Origin of the sequence: Spongiactinospora gelatinilytica (assembly GCF_003236385.1) — a bacterium.
In the GTDB taxonomy this organism is placed as follows: domain Bacteria; phylum Actinomycetota; class Actinomycetes; order Streptosporangiales; family Streptosporangiaceae; genus Spongiactinospora; species Spongiactinospora gelatinilytica.
In genome coordinates this window covers 1-14,539 of sequence record NZ_POUA01000180.1, presented here as the reverse complement: position 1 = coordinate 14,539, position 14,539 = coordinate 1, and the positions used below count along the sequence as shown (strand labels likewise).

Genomic DNA, 14,539 nt, shown 5'->3' with positions numbered 1-14,539 from the left:
ATGTATTTCCGATCTGGACAGTAGGATATATCGGGATTATGGTGGGGGTTATGTACGAGATCGCCCGCCTCGTCGGCCGATGTCCGCTTCGTTGGGCACGGTGACGCGGCCCCACCGTCCCCGCTCGCCGTCCACTTCCCCGCCCCAGGTCATCTGGAGCGTTCCGGCGCATCGCCGCGCCGATTCTCCCCCACGTTCCCCCTGATCTCCGCCGTACGCGCACGCGGACCGTCCGTCCGCCCACCACGCGCGTCTCCGCGCATGCCCGCGGACGTCCCAAGGAGCCGCTTTCCATGACACAACCCGTCCTTTCCGCCCGCACCCCCGCCCCGGTGGGCCTCGCCGAGCCCGCCGAGCCGCCGGAACCCCGGCAAGGAGGGGCGGGCTCGCCCGCCGTCCGGGCCGCCGGGGTGCTCGCCTCGCGCGGGCGCAGGCTGGTGGGACTCGCGGCCATCCTGGTCATCTGGCAGGTCGGCGCCTCGCGCGGCTGGCTGGGCGCGAACACTCCCCCGCCCACCCGCGTGTGGAGCGCCGCCGTCGAACTGATCTCCACCGGGGAGTTGCAGCACCACCTGGGGGCCTCGCTCGTACGGGTCGCCGAGGGCCTGGCGATCGGGTTGACCGCCGGTCTGGTGCTCGGACTGATGGCCGGGCTGGTCCGCCTCTTCGAAGACCTCATCGACGCGCCCATCCAGGCGCTGCGCATGCTCCCGCACCTGGCCCTGGTGCCGGTCTTCATCATCTGGTTCGGCATCGGCGAGATCGCCAAGATCGCCCTGATCACGATCGGCCCGATCTTCCCGCTGTACATCAACGTCTTCCACGGCATCAAGGGCCTGGACGAGCGGCTGATCGAGTCCGCGAGATCCTGCGGCGTCCACGGACTGGCGCTGATCCGCCGGGTCATCCTGCCCGGCGCGCTGCCGCAGATCCTCGTCGGCCTGCGCCAGGCGCTCGGCATCGGCTGGCTCAGCCTGGTGGTCGCCGAGCAGACCGCGACCACCTCGGGCATCGGGTTCCTGGTCACCGACGCCAAGGAGTTCCTGCGCACCGACGTGGTGTTCGTCGTCCTCGCGGTGTACGCGCTGCTCGGGCTGGCCACCGACCTGCTGGTACGCGCCCTCGAACGGTACGCCCTCGCCTGGCGGCGGGGGTACACGGCGAAATGAGCGACATGACCGTGATCGACACCCCCATCGAGACCACCCGGGGCGTACGCGTCCGCGGGCTGCGGCGGGCCTTCGGCGGCCGGGTCGTGCTCGACGACGTCGACCTCGACATCGCCCCCGGCGAGTTCGTCGCCCTGCTCGGGGCCAGCGGCTCCGGCAAGAGCACCCTGCTGCGCGCGGTCGGGAGGCTGGACCGGCAGGCGGAGGGCGACCTGCGCGTCCCCGAGCAGCGGGCGATCGTCTTCCAGGAGCACCGGCTGCTGCCCTGGTCGCAGGTGTGGCGCAACATCACGCTCGGCCTCACCGGCCCGGACCTGCGCGGGCAGGCGCTGCGCGCGCTGACCGAGGTCGGCCTGGCGGCCCGCGCCGACGCCTGGCCGACGACGCTGTCCGGCGGCGAGTCGCAGCGGGTGGCGCTGGCCAGGGCGCTCGTCCGCACCCCGGAGCTGCTGTTGCTGGACGAGCCGTTCGGCGCGCTGGACGCGCTGACCCGCCTCAAGGCGCAGGCGCTGGTCGCCCGGCTGTGGAGCCGGCACCGCCCCGCCGTACTGCTGGTGACCCACGACGTGGAGGAGGCCCTGCTGCTCGCCGACCGCGCGTTGCTGCTGGCCGGCGGCAAGATCGCGCAGGAGATCATCGTGGACATCCCCCGCCCCCGCTCGCTCGATCACCTTCGATTCGCCTCGCTGCGCCGCCGGCTGCTGGTCGGCCTCGGCGTCGATCCCGACCTCAGCCGCGCAGAGCAGACCCAGGAGTCGCCGTGACCGTGACCACCCTCCCCGTGGACCCCCTCGACCTGACCGCGGACGTCCTCGTCATCGGCGGCGGGCCCGCCGCCACGTGGGCCGCCTACAAGGCGGCGCAGGCCGGCGCGGACGTCGTGCTCGCCGACAAGGGTTACTGCGGCACCAGCGGGGCCACCGCCTCGGCGGGCACCGGGATCTGGTACGTGCCGCCGCACCTCGCCGAGCGGGAGAAGGCCATGGCCGCAAGAGAGGCGCTGGGCGGATACCTCGCCGACCGGCGCTGGATGACCCGCGTGCTCAACCAGACCTACGAAGGCGTCAACGAGCTGGCCGGGACCGGCCGCTACCCCTTCCCCCCGGACGGCCGGGGCGGCCAGTTGCGGCGCGGGGTGCAGGGCCCGGAGTACATGCGCAGGATGCGCATCCTGCTGCGCCGGGCCGGGGTGCGCATCCTGGACCACAGCCCCGCCGTCGAGCTGCTGCTCGACGCGGCCGGCGCGGTCGCGGGCGCGGCCGGGCACCAGCGCAGGCACGACCGCCCCTACCGGGTGCGCGCGGGCGCCGTGGTCCTGGCCACCGGCGGCTGCGCCTTCCTGAGCCGGGCGCTCGGCTGCGACGTCAACACCGGCGACGGGGCGCTGATGGCGGCCGAGGCGGGCGCGGAGCTGTCCGGCATGGAGTTCTCCAACGCGTACGCGATCGTGCCGGAGTTCTCCTCCGTGACCAAGACCGCCTACTACTCCTTCGCCACCTTCTACCGCGAGGACGACAGCGTGCTGGAGGGCGCGGGCAGCCAGAAGGGCCGCTCGGTGATCGCCCGCGCGCTGCTGTCGGAGAGGGGCACGGCGACCGGCTCGCCCCCGCGCTGGAGCGGCTGCACGGCACCTGGGCGGGGCTGCGCGCCTCCCTGCGGGGCGTGGGCGGGGACGCCGTCCAGGCCAGGCAAGCGGCGGCGATGGGCGCGCACGCCCGCTGGATGTACACCGCCGCGCTGGCCAGGCAGGAGAGCCGCGGTATGCACAAGCGGGAGGACCGCCCGGCCCAGGACGCCGCGCTGCGGCACCGGCTGCTGGTGTCGGGCCTGGACGAGATCGCCGTACGGCCCGATCCCGTCGCGCCGGTCGGGCCGCTGGAGCACGCCCAACACCTGCGGGCGGCGTCGTGATCGAGATCGTCTCGCGGGAGCGCTGCATCGGCTGCGACCGCTGCGTGGAGGTCTGCCCGACCAACGTGTTCGACTCCGGCCCGGGGGGCGTCCCGGTGATCGCCCGGCAGGGCGACTGCCAGACGTGCTTCATGTGCGAGGCGTACTGCCCGGTGGACGCCCTGTTCGTGGCGCCGCAGCCGGCGCCGGTCGGGCCGGGGTCGCCGCTGGGCGACGAGGCGTACGTGACCCGGTCCGGGCTGCTGGGCGGCTACCGCAGGCAGATCGGCTGGGGGCACGGCCGTACGCCGGGCGCGCTGCGCGCCGTCGGGCCGGAGCTGCCCCGCACCCCACCCCCACAGACCTCCGTCGAGACCATGACCAGAACACCGAGGAGCATCCATGATCGGCCGCCGATCATTCGCACTGCTGCTGACCGCCGCGCTCGCGCTGCCCGCGCTGTCCGCCTGCGGCGCCGACGGAGCCTCCGGCGCCGCGGCCGCGTCGTACCCGCTGCGGATCGGCGTGATCGGCACCGGCAACAAGCTGACCGGCGTGATCGGTTACCTCAACGACGAGAAGAAGCTGCTGCCGCTGCTGGCCCCGGCCGGGGTGACCGAGGTGCGGACCTTCTCCTTCCCCAACGGCCCCGACCTCAACCAGGCCCTGCTGGCCGGCGAGCTCGACATCGCGTTGTACGGCGACACCCCCGCCCTGGTCGCGCGGGGCGCGGGGCAGCCCACCCGGCTCATCGCGCAGAACACCGTCGGCATCGACGCGGGCGTGCTGGCCAGGAAGCAGGGCGGCCCGGCCAGGCTGGCCGACCTCGCGGGCACGCGGGTCGCCGCCCAGAAGGGCTCCTACATCCACCGCTACCTGCTCGGCGCGCTGGAGGAGGCCGGGATCAAGCCCCGCGAGATCGTGCACATCTACAACAGCGACATCGAGGCCGCGCTGGAACGCGGCGACGTGGACGCCGCCGCCGTCCCCGCGGCCAACATGGAGGCGCTGCGGCTCAAGGGCTACCCGCTGATCGACATCGCCTCCCGGGACCACCCCGCCTACCTGGGATCCAGCGCGACGGTGGTGCCCGAGTCCTTCCTCGGCGCGCGTCCCGGCTTCGTCAAGGTGTGGCAGGGCGCGCAGCGGGAGGGGACCAGGCTCGCCAAACGCGACTGGGAGCGTTACCTGGCCTTCGCCGCCAAGGTCGGCGGCTTCCCGGCCGAGGTCACCAAGGCCACGACGCTGCGCGAGCAGCTTCCGGAGGAGCCGTTCACGCCGCAGGGGCTGCGCCTTCTGGAGAACACCAAGAAGTTCCTGGTGGAGCAGAAGTTCATCAGGTCCGACTTCTCGATCGATGAGTGGATCGCCCCGGGAGCGCGCGGATGAGCGGCGCGGGCACGATCGTGCGCAAGGCGGACGTCCTGGTGCTGGGCGGCGGCCCGGCCGGGGCGTGGGCCGCGCTCGCGGCGGCGGAGGCGGGCGCGCGCGTGGTACTGGCCGACAAGGGCTACTGCGGGACCAGCGGCGCGGCGGCCTCCGGCGGGAACAACCTCTGGTACGTGCCGCCCGATCCCGCGCTGCGCGAGGCCGCGATCGACGCGCGCGAGGCCATCGCGGGCGGGCTGACCGACCGCGGCTGGATGGCGCGGGTCCTTGCGGAGACCCGTCACCAGGTGGACCGGCTCGCGGGCTGGGGGTACCCGTTCCCGGTGGACGAGAGCGGCGTGGAACGGCGGGGCAGCCTGCAGGGGCCGGAGTACATGCGCAGGATGCGGCGCAAGGTCCACCGCGGCGGGGTGCTGATCCTGGACCACCATCCCGCGCTGGAACTGCTCGCCGACACGGACGGCGTGGTGACCGGCGCGGCCGGCATCCGCCGCCAGGAGGACGGCAGGCCGTGGGAGGTGTGGGCGGGCGCGGTCGTGCTGGCCACCGGCGGCTGCGCGTTCCTCTCCGGGGCCTTCGGACTGAACGTGAACACCGGCGACGGGCACCTGATGGCGGCCAAGCTGGGGGCCGAACTGTCCGGCATGGAGTTCTCCAACGCGTACGCGCTGTCCCCGGCGTACGGCTCGCACACCAAAGGGCTGATGATGCAGTTCGCCCGCTACTACGACGAGGAGGGCCGCGAGCTCGCGGCGAGCGGCCTGACCGACGGCCGCCGCCGGATCGCCCGGCTGCTCGCCGACGGCCGGCCGGTCTTCGCCCGGCTGGACAAGGCCCCGCCGGAGCTGCGCGAGGCGATGCGCCAGGCGCAGCCGAACTACTTCCTGCCGCTGGACAAGGCGGGCATCGACCCGTTCACCCAGGCGTATCCGGTGCGGCTCGTACTGGAGGGGACGGTACGCGGCACCGGCGGCCTGCGCATCGCCGGCGCGGACTGCGCCACCACCGTGCCCGGCCTGTACGCCGCGGGCGACGTGGCCACCCGCGAGCTGATCACCGGCAGCGTCAGCGGCGGCGGCAGCCACAACGGCGCCTGGGCCATCTCCTCGGGGACCTGGGCCGGGAGCGCCGCCGCCGCCTTCGCGCGCACCGGGCGGCCCCGCCGCCCGAGGTCGTGCGCGGCGGGGCGGACGGGCCGGGCCGGGCTGCGGCCGCACGGCTCCCCCGGCCTTGCGACCGCGGACGTGGTCAAGGCCGTCCAGGAGGAGGTCATGCCGCTGAAACGGAACTACTTTCGCGAGGCGGACGGGCTGGTCCGTTCGCTCGGCGAGCTGGACCGGCTGTGGTCGGCGGTGTCGGCCGGGCTGACCGGCGAGGGGCGGGAGGCGATGCGGGCGCGCCAAGCCGCGGCCATGGTCGCGCACGGCCGCTGGATGTACCGGGCCGCCCTGGCCAGGGAGGAGTCGCGCGGCATGCACCAGCGCCTGGACCGCCCGGGGGCCGATCCGGGCCTCGCCCGCCGCATCCGCGTCGGCGGGCTGGACCGGGTCTGGACCGTGCCTGAGGAGGCTGCCGCATGATCGAGGTGGTCAGTCGCGAACGGTGCGTCACCTGCGACATCTGCGTGAAGGTCTGCCCGATGGACGTGTTCGACCTCGGCCCCGACGGGGTGCCGGTGATCGCCAGGCAGGACGACTGCCAGACGTGCTTCATGTGCGAGGCGCACTGCCCGGTGGACGCGCTGTACGTCGCGCCGTTCACCGGACCGGCCCCGGCCGGTTCGCCGCACCGGGACGAGGCGGCGCTGCGCGCGAGCGGCGCGATGGGCGACTACCGGCGGCTCATCGGCTGGGGGCGGGGCCGTACCCCGGGCAGCCGGCTGGACAAGAACCACGTCTTCACCGCCCGCCTGGCCGCCGCGCAGGGCGCCGGGGAGCCCGCCGCGCGCTGAGCTCCCCGGCGCACCGCGGTGGTCACTTGGTGAGCGGGGCCAGCTTCGGGTCGTTGGCGTACGCCTCGGCCGCGTTCGTCTTGGTGACGATGACCGGCGGCAGCAGGTACGCCGGGACGACCTTGGTGCCGTTGTCGTAGGAGTCGGTGTCGTTGATCTCCGGCTTGCCGCCCGTCTGCAGCGCCTTGACCATCTTCACGGTCTCGGCGACGAGCTTGCGGGTGTCCTTGTTGATCGTCGAGTACTGCTCGCCGGCCATGATGGACTTGACCGACTCGACCTCGGAGTCCTGGCCGGTGACGACCGGGATCGGCTTGCCCGCGCCCTTGACCGAGGTGATGATCGCCCGGGCCAGGGTGTCGTTGGGTGAGAGCACGCCGTCCAGGGTCTTGCCGCCGTTGTAGGTCGAGGTCAGCAGCGAGTCCATGCGCTGCTGGGCGCCCTCGGCCTTCCAGCCCTGGATGGCGGTCTGCTTGACCTCCTGCTGGCCGGAGCCGACCACGACGTCGCCCTTGTCGATGAGCGGCTTGAGCACGTCCATCGCGCCGTTGAAGAACACCCCGGAGTTGTTGTCGTCGGGGGAACCGGAGAACAGCTCGACCGTCCAGGGGCCCTTGGGCTTCTTGGCCTTCATGCCGTCCAGCAGGGCCTGGCCCTGGAGCTGGCCGACCTTGAAGTTGTCGAACGCGATGTAGTAGTCGACGTCCGGGGTGTTGGTGATGAGCCGGTCGTAGGCGATGACCACCGCGCCGGACTGCTTGGCCTGCGCCACCTGGGTGGAGAGCTGCGCGGCGTCGGTCGCGCCGATGACGATCACCTTGGCGCCCTTGGTGACCATGGCGGAGATCTGCGCCTGCTGGTCGGAGACGGTGGCCGACGCGCCGGCGTACTGGACGTCGGGCTTGAACCCGGCCGTCGTGAGCTCGTTGGTGAACAGGTCACCGGCGAGCACCCAGTTCTCGGAGGTCTTCGACGGCAGCGCGACGCCGATGAACGAGTCGGCCGGGAAGCCCTTGGCGGGGCTCGCGGCGGTCTCGCCGCCGGTGGCGGTGGTGCCTTGACGCTCGGAGGCGCACGCGGCGCTCAGGGCGAGCATCGCCACGGCACCGGCCGCCGCGATGCTCCTGGTGAGAAATTTCCGCATTTCTGGGACGAACCCTTCCTGATTGTGATGGGCAGCGATGCGAGCGCACGGGGGCGTCTGCCGTCGCCGGTGGCGGTCAGCCGGCGACCCTGGCCTTGTCGGGCGTGGTGGCCGAGCCGGGGTCCGAGGGAGGGGACGCCGGGCCGTCCCGGCGGAACTGGCGCAGCAGCGACCCGATGATCGAGAAGCGTCCCTGCTTCTTGTTGTAGACGTCGAGCGCGACGGCCAGCAGCAGCACCAGTCCCTTGATCATCTGCACCTTGTCGATGCCGACGCCCTCAAGTTGCAGGCCGTTGTTCAGCAGGGCCATGACCAGGCCGCCGACGATCGACCCGCTGATCGTGCCGAGCCCGCCGGACACCGCCGCGCCGCCGATGAAGACGGCCGCGATGGCGTCGAGCTCCCAGTTCAGCCCGTCCTGGGGGCCGGAGGCCGCGGACCGCGCCACGAAGATCATGCCGGCCAGCGCGGCCAGCACGGACATGTTCAGCATGACCATGAAGTTGACCCGCTTGAGCTTCACGCCGGAAAGCTCGGCGGCGCGCGCGTTGCCGCCGACTGCGTAGATGTGGCGGCCCCCGACGGTGTTGCGGGTGTAGAAGGAGTACGCGAGCACCAGGGCGATCAGGATGATGCCGGAGATCGGCAGGCTGGTGCCGACCCGGCCGCCCGCGAAGCGCAGGGTGGCGAAGACGATGACGCCCACCATCACGGCGAGCCGGAGCGCCGAGATCCACATCGGCGCGGCGTCGGCGTTCATCTCGCGCCGGGTCCGCCGGGCCTTCCACTCCCGCCACACCACGCCCACGCAGGCGGCCAGGCCGAGCAGCAGCGTCAGGTTGTTGTAGCCGGTGTTCGGGCCCACCTCGGGCAGGAAGCCGGCGCCGATCTGGCGGAAGCCGGTGGGGACCGGCACCGTGTCGGCGTTGCCGATGTACTGGTTGCCGCCGCGGAACAGCAGCATGCCGGCCAGCGTCACGATGAACGCGGGAACCCCGACGTAGGCGACCCAGAAGCCCTGCCAGGCGCCGATCAGCGCGCCGACGACCAGGCCCAGCACGATGGCCGGCGGCCACGGGATCGCGAACTCCTGCATCGCCTTGGCGACCACGATGCCGGTGAAGGCCGCGATCGAGCCGACCGAGAGATCGATGTGCCCGGCGACGATCACCATCAGCATGCCGATGGCCAGGATCAGGATGTAGGAGTACTGGGCGGCCACCGCGATGAGGTTGCCGGAGGTCAGCGTCAGACCGTCGGTCCAGATTTGGAAGAGCAGCACGATCGCCACCAGGGTGAAGATCATGCCGAACTGCCGGGCGTTGGAGGTCGTGCCCCCGAAGAGGTTCTTCTGCAGGTCCTTGATTCGGCTCATGGCGTCGGCGTCTTCTTGGTAGAGGTCATCTGCTTCATGAGAAGTTCGGGGTCGGCGTCCCGGCGTGGCACGTCACCGGTGATGGTTCCCTCGAACACGGTGTAGATGCGGTCGCACAGGCCGATGAGCTCGGGCAGTTCGGAGGAGATGACGATGACGCCCTTGCCCTGGTCGGCCAGCTTCTGGATGATCCCGTAGATCTCGTACTTGGCTCCGACGTCGATGCCGCGCGTCGGCTCGTCGAGGATCAGCAGGTCGGGGTCGGTGAACATCCACTTCGCCAGGACGACCTTCTGCTGGTTGCCGCCCGACAGCTTGGTGACGCCCTCGTCCACGCTGGGCGTCTTGATCCGCAGGCTCTCGCGGTACTCCTCGGCGACCCGGTGTTCGAGCACCGGGTCGATGACCCCGTACGTGGAGATCTTCGACGGCTTGGCGGCCACCATCGAGGTCTTGACGTCGTCGAGCAGGTTGAGGCCGATCGCCTTGCGGTCCTCGCTGACGTACGCGAGACCGTGCCGGATGGCCTCGGCCACGGATCTGAGCTGGATCTCCTTGCCGTCCTTGAAGACCTGGCCGGAGAGGTGGACGCCGTAGGAGCGGCCGAACAGGCTCATCGCCAGCTCGGTGCGCCCGGCGCCCATGAGCCCGGCGAAGCCGACGATCTCCCCGCGTCGCACGGTGAAGCCGGAGCCCTTGCACACCAGCCGGTCGGCCGAGATCGGGTGCCGCACCGTCCAGTCGCGGACCTCGAAGAACACCTCGCCGATGTGCGGGGTGTGCTCGGGGAACCTGCTGCTCAGCTCGCGGCCGACCATGCCGCGCACGATGCGGTCCTCGTTGACGCCGTCCGCCCTGACGTCCAGGCTCTCGATCGTCCGGCCGTCGCGCAGGATCGTGATGAAGTCGGCGACCGCCGCGATCTCGTTGAGCTTGTGCGAGATGATGATCGAGGTGATGCCGCGGTCCCGGAAGCCGCGCAGCAGGTCCAGCAGGTGCCGGGAATCGGCCTCGTTGAGCGCCGCCGTGGGCTCGTCCAGGATGAGCAGCTTCACGTCCTTCGCGAACGCCTTGGCGATCTCCACCAACTGCTGCTTGCCGACGCCGATGTCCTTGATCAGGGTGTCCGGGTCCTCCTGGAGGCCGACGAGCTCCATCAGCTCCAGCGCCCGGCGCTGGGCGGCCTTCCAGTCGATCGCGCCCCGCCTGCGCGGCTCGTTGCCGAGGAAGATGTTCTCGGTGATCGACATGCCGGGCACCAGCGCCAGCTCCTGGTGGATGATCACGATGCCCGCCTGCTCGCTGGCCCTGATGCCGCCGAACCGGACCTCCTCCCCCTGGTAGAGGATGCCGCCGGAGTAGGTGCCGTGCGGATGGACGCCGCTCAGCACCTTCATCAGCGTGGACTTGCCCGCGCCGTTCTCGCCGCAGATGGCGTGGATCTCCCCCGCCCTGACCACGAGGTTGACATCGGCGAGCGCCGTCACCCCCGGGAACGTCTTGGTGATCGACCGCATCTCAAGGAGCACCGGGGCGTCGGTCATGACCGCGGCCCCGTCGCTCCCGGGCCGCGGCGACGGCGCGTATGCGGTCCTCGGCGGGTGCGGCACGTCGTTGACATCAACTTGCCTCCGATGACCTCTCCATGGACCCACCGCCGCGGCCGGGCGCGCCCTGCCCCAACGGTCTGCATGTCCTGCGTGTTATACCTACGAAGACGGACCTTAAATCCATTTGATTTACTAAGTCAACGCCCGCTAGGGCAGAATGTTCCCCGCAGGCGACGAGCAGAGAGGACCTTGTGGGTGCGGCGCGCAGGTACAAATCTCCCCAAGGTAGGGCGATACAACCGAGCGGTCGTGCTGGACCAGATCCAGCTCGCCGACGGCATCAGCCGGGTGGAGATCGCCCACCACACCGGCCTCACCCCACAGACCGTCTCCGGCATCGTGCGCCGGCTGCTCGATGAGGGCATCGTGCGCGAGGACGGCGCCAGCAGGGTCGCCAGCGGCGGCAAGCCCCGCACCACCCTGCGGATCGACCCCGACGCGGGCAGCGCGGTCGGCCTGCACTTCGACCCGGTCGAGCTGACCTGCGCGGTGGTGGACCTGCTCGGCCGGCCGCTGGTCGTCAAACGCCGCCCGACGCCGCCGCACGCCTCCCCGCAGGACGTCGTGGCGACCATGGCCGGGCTGACCGCCGAGGTGGTCGCCGAGGCCGACGTACCGCTCGGGCGGGTGCTCGGCCTGGGCCTGGCCACCCCCGGCCCGATCGACCAGGACGACGGCACGGTCGTCGCCCCGCCCCAGCTCACCAATTGGACACGGGTGCCGGTCAAGCGGATGCTGAGCGAGGCCACCGGCCTGGCGGTGACGATCGACAACGACGCCACCGCCGCCGCGGTCGGCGAGCGGTGGTCCGGCGCGGGCCGGGGCGTGCCCAACTTCGCGTACTTCTTCCTGGGCACCGGCATCGGCGGCGGGCTCATCCTCGACCACCAGGTCTACCGGGGCGGTTCGCTGAACGCCGGGGAGTTCGGTCACGTCTCGGTGCTGCCGGACGGCCCGGAGTGCTACTGCGGCAACCGGGGCTGCCTGGAGCGGGTGGTCAATCCCACGGCGATCGTCGCGGAGGTCCATCGGCGGCTCGCCGCGCAGGGCGGCGGCGTCCTGGCCGAGCCGTTCAAGCGTGATCCGGCCCTGGTCGACCATGCCGCGATCCGGCTCGCCGCCGAGGCCGGCGACCCTCTCGCGGGCGCGGTCATCGACCAGGCCGCAGAACGCGTCGCCTCGGTCGCGGTCAGCGTCGCCAACATCACCGACGTCGATCTCATCGTGCTGGGCGGGCACGGCATCTCGCACGTCGAGAAGCGGTACGCCGACGCGGTCGCCGCGGCCCTCGCCACCCGGCCGCTGTCCCGGCACATCCGGACGGTGGACGTCGCGCTCTCGCCGCTCGGCGCGGACGCCGCCGTCGTCGGCGGCGCCGCGCTCGTACTGCACGCCACGTACTCGCCGCAACTGTCCGCGCTGCTCGCGGACTGACCAGATCGGGGATGGCCGATGGACCACCAAGCCGTGCTCGCCGTCGACATCGGCGGCACCAAGATCGCCGCCGGCCTGGTGGGCCCGGACGGCGTGGTGCGCGGGCACGCCGAGACCGCCACCCCGGCGAACGAGCCCCTGATCGGCGAGGCCCTGCGCACACTGCTCACGTCGGTGGCCGAAGGGGTGCGTCCGAGGGCGGTCGGGCTGGCCTCGGCCGGTCCGCTGGACCTGCGGCGCGGCACGGTCAGCCCGGTCAACATCCCGGCCTGGCGGGACTTCCCGCTGGTCGAACTGGCCGCCGACATCGTGCCCGGCGTCCCGGTCACGCTGGTGGGCGACGGCATCGCGGCGGCGGTGGGCGAGCACTGGCGCGGCGCGGGCCGTGGGTCGGCGTCGATGCTCGGAATCGTGGTCTCGACCGGCATCGGCGGCGGGCTCGTGCTCAACGGCGTGCCGTACCCGGGGCCGAGCGGCAACGCCGGGCACCTCGGGCACACCGTCGTCGATCCGGCGGGGCCGTTGTGCACCTGCGGGGCCGCCGGGTGCGTCGAGGCGTACGCCAGCGGCCCGTCGATGGTCCGCTGGGCCCGGCGGCACGGCTGGAGCGGCACCGACGCCCGCGGCCTGGCCACCGACGCCGGGCGCGGCGACCCGACCGCCCTGGCCGCCTTCGACCAGGGCACCCGGGCACTCGCCCGCGGCATCGTCGCCGCGGCCACCCTGTGCGACCTCGACCGCGTGGTGATCGGCGGCGGCGTCTCGGCGGCCGGTCCCCTGCTGTTCACCCCGCTGCGCCGCCATGTCGAGCGCTTCAGCGCCCTCGGCTTCGTCCGCCGGCTGACCGTACAACCGTCGGCCCTCGGACGCCAGTCCGGCCTGCTCGGAGCCGCCCGCAGCGCGATGCTCGCCATCCCGACCCCCGACGAGCCGATCAGCGCGTGATCGCGGCGGCACAGCGCCGGCACTCGCCCCGGCTCCGGTAGTAGTAGACCAGGGCGGCGGCCCCGAGCGCGCCGCCCCACAGCAGGAACGACGGGATGGGCAGGGCGAAGACCGGTCCGACCCGGTAGCCGTAGACGTCGATGGACCAGCCGCCGGCGACGAAGGCGGGCAGGACGCGCGCCCAGGACAGGCCGACGGCCATCGTCGCGCACGCGGCCAGCGCGGCGCACGCCACGGGCACGGCCACCGGGACGGGGCGGCCGGCCAGGCCACCACCCAGCGCGGCCACACCTCGCCCCAGCGGTGGACGAGCCCCGCCCCGCGTGGTCCACTGCACGCCACGAGCCTACGGCGGGGGCGGCCCGCTCCAGGAACGGGTCAAAGGCGGCCGAGTTCCATGGCCGTCTCCTGGAGGATCGGCACCAGTTCGGAAAGGGCGGGCATGGACAGCCGCGTCTCCGGCCCGGAGACGGACAGCGCGAGATCGCGCGGCCCCCCGGGGACCGGCACGGCCACGCTCCGCACGCCGAGTTCCTGCTCGCCGTCGTCCACCGCGTACCCCTGCTCGCGCACCAGTTCGATCTGCCGCATCAGGGCCCATTCCTGGGTGATCGTGCGCGACGTCTGCGCGGGCAGCCCGCGGTCCGCGATCAGGCGGCGGATCTGTGCGTCGGTGGCCTGCGCGAGCAGCACCTTGCCCTCGGCCGTGGCGTGCGGCGCGACCCGCCGCCCGACATCGACGAACATCCGCAACATGTGCCGCTGCGAGGCGACCTGAGCGAGGTACACGACCTCGTCGGCGTCCATCGCCGCCAGGTTGGCGGTCTCGCCGACCCGCTCCACCAGCCGCCCGAGGTACGGCCGCGCCCAGGCTCCGAGGAAGGCTCCGGCGACCCGCCCGATGAAGATCATCCTTGGCCCGAGCGTGTAGATCTTCGAGGTCTCCTGCCTGACGTACCCGCCGGCGACCAGTGTCCGCAGGATGCGGTGAATGGTGGTGGCCGGCAATCCGGACGCCTCGGTCAACTCGGTCAACGACATCGAACCTCCGGCGGCGGCGAGGTGTTCGAGCAGCAGAAACGACCGCTCCACCACCTGAATACCGGCGAACCCATCGGCCACCCGCACGGCCTCGGCCATGCCACCCCTCCCAAGCTCAAGCGAGCGAGGCCCACCGTGTCGCTGAATGGGAGGTACCCTCCAGCCCACTGTGCGGACGCGAGCCACGAGAACCCTCATTCTCCTCGAAGCCCGCCACTCACGCCGTGATCTCCGCCAACCCAACCAGCACCGACCATTCCCTCGAATCCCCCGCCGCGGCGTGGGTGGAAGCGACATTGCCCGGAGCGAGCGCCGGGCCCTGCGCGAACGCGCACCGAGGGCCGGCCTCCTGCGGACCATGGGGGGAGGCCGGCTGCTCGCTCGCCGGACGGCGATGCTCAGGCGGTGGGCGGCGCGCTCGTCACCGGCGTCGCCAGAGGGCCGGGACGTTGGGCGGCTCCCAACCGGCCAGGGCGGTGTGCGCTTGCAGGCACTGATACGTGGCGCCGTTATAGATCGCCTGGTCACCGGGGGCATAGGCGGTGCCGGACGTCCAGTCGCCCGCGGGGCCCTGGGTGGGCGTCACGGTGG

Annotated in this window: 14 protein-coding genes and 2 pseudogenes; 10 read left to right on the top strand and 6 right to left on the bottom strand. The window is 72.2% G+C overall.

Translation table 11 applies throughout. The features are described 5' to 3' along the window. Window positions 1–293: 293 nt before the first annotated feature. The 8 genes and pseudogenes from C1I98_RS21865 (at window position 294) to C1I98_RS21835 (ending at window position 6,399) form a co-directional block, all read left to right on the top strand. Window positions 294–1,169 (top strand): ABC transporter permease, encoded by an 876-nt coding sequence (locus C1I98_RS21865; RefSeq protein WP_111169296.1) that lies wholly within the window; start codon window positions 294–296, stop codon window positions 1,167–1,169. Between the two features lie 5 nt (window positions 1,170–1,174). Next, complete coding sequence (locus C1I98_RS21860) at window positions 1,175–1,933, top strand: ABC transporter ATP-binding protein (RefSeq protein WP_111169300.1); 759 nt, start codon at window positions 1,175–1,177, stop codon at window positions 1,931–1,933. Further along, a pseudogene (locus C1I98_RS45740) lies at window positions 1,930–2,538 on the top strand (FAD-dependent oxidoreductase); the annotation flags it as partial. The gene C1I98_RS21860 and the pseudogene C1I98_RS45740, both read left to right, overlap by 4 nt. 332 nt (window positions 2,539–2,870) lie before the next feature. Next, entirely contained in the window at window positions 2,871–3,080 is a 210-nt protein-coding gene (locus tag C1I98_RS45735; protein WP_199537109.1) for a hypothetical protein, read from the top strand. Further along, window positions 3,077–3,181, top strand: a pseudogene (locus tag C1I98_RS44140) (4Fe-4S binding protein); the annotation flags it as partial. The gene C1I98_RS45735 and the pseudogene C1I98_RS44140, both read left to right, overlap by 4 nt. 280 nt (window positions 3,182–3,461) lie before the next feature. Then, the gene (locus C1I98_RS21845) at window positions 3,462–4,448 is read left to right on the top strand and encodes an ABC transporter substrate-binding protein (RefSeq protein WP_111169295.1); all 987 of its coding nucleotides are present in this window, start codon (window positions 3,462–3,464) and stop codon (window positions 4,446–4,448) included. Then, entirely contained in the window at window positions 4,421–6,028 is a 1,608-nt protein-coding gene (locus tag C1I98_RS45080; protein ID WP_267898061.1) for an FAD-dependent oxidoreductase, read from the top strand. The genes C1I98_RS21845 and C1I98_RS45080 overlap by 28 nt, the downstream gene beginning before the upstream one ends. After that, complete coding sequence (locus C1I98_RS21835) at window positions 6,025–6,399, top strand: 4Fe-4S dicluster domain-containing protein (RefSeq protein WP_111169294.1); 375 nt, start codon at window positions 6,025–6,027, stop codon at window positions 6,397–6,399. The genes C1I98_RS45080 and C1I98_RS21835 overlap by 4 nt, the downstream gene beginning before the upstream one ends. Before the next feature lie 22 nt (window positions 6,400–6,421). On the opposite strand, the gene C1I98_RS21830 is transcribed toward C1I98_RS21835, so the two are convergent. The 3 genes from C1I98_RS21830 to mmsA all read right to left on the bottom strand — a co-directional run bounded on the left by C1I98_RS21830 (window position 6,422) and on the right by mmsA (window position 10,462). Further along, window positions 6,422–7,543: a substrate-binding domain-containing protein gene (locus tag C1I98_RS21830; protein WP_111169293.1), complete on the bottom strand. Its 1,122-nt coding sequence runs from the start codon at window positions 7,541–7,543 to the stop codon at window positions 6,422–6,424. A 76-nt stretch (window positions 7,544–7,619) separates the two neighbouring features. Continuing rightward, the gene (mmsB, locus tag C1I98_RS21825; protein WP_111169292.1) at window positions 7,620–8,918 is read right to left on the bottom strand and encodes a multiple monosaccharide ABC transporter permease; all 1,299 of its coding nucleotides are present in this window, start codon (window positions 8,916–8,918) and stop codon (window positions 7,620–7,622) included. Next, on the bottom strand, window positions 8,915–10,462 hold the full coding sequence (gene mmsA, locus C1I98_RS21820) for a multiple monosaccharide ABC transporter ATP-binding protein (protein ID WP_111169298.1): 1,548 nt from the start codon (window positions 10,460–10,462) through the stop codon (window positions 8,915–8,917). The genes mmsB and mmsA overlap by 4 nt, the downstream gene beginning before the upstream one ends. A 315-nt stretch (window positions 10,463–10,777) precedes the next feature. Here mmsA and C1I98_RS21815 point away from each other — a divergent pair, with 315 nt between their 5' ends. Continuing rightward, on the top strand, window positions 10,778–11,962 hold the full coding sequence (locus C1I98_RS21815; RefSeq protein WP_199537108.1) for an ROK family transcriptional regulator: 1,185 nt from the start codon (window positions 10,778–10,780) through the stop codon (window positions 11,960–11,962). A gap of 18 nt (window positions 11,963–11,980) precedes the next feature. Beyond that, entirely contained in the window at window positions 11,981–12,907 is a 927-nt protein-coding gene (locus C1I98_RS21810; protein ID WP_111169291.1) for an ROK family protein, read from the top strand. On the opposite strand, the gene C1I98_RS21805 is transcribed toward C1I98_RS21810, so the two are convergent. The 3 genes from C1I98_RS21805 to C1I98_RS45730 form a co-directional block, all read right to left on the bottom strand. Continuing rightward, window positions 12,897–13,244, bottom strand: coding sequence for a hypothetical protein (locus tag C1I98_RS21805; RefSeq protein ID WP_146607562.1), 348 nt, complete (start codon window positions 13,242–13,244; stop codon window positions 12,897–12,899). The genes C1I98_RS21810 and C1I98_RS21805 overlap by 11 nt on opposite strands. Window positions 13,245–13,285: 41 nt before the next feature. Beyond that, entirely contained in the window at window positions 13,286–14,047 is a 762-nt protein-coding gene (locus C1I98_RS21800; protein ID WP_111169289.1) for an IclR family transcriptional regulator, read from the bottom strand. A gap of 322 nt (window positions 14,048–14,369) precedes the next feature. Beyond that, a complete protein-coding gene (locus C1I98_RS45730; protein WP_368773536.1) occupies window positions 14,370–14,534 on the bottom strand; it encodes a carbohydrate-binding protein in 165 nt (54 codons plus the stop codon). Window positions 14,535–14,539 lie beyond the last annotated feature (5 nt).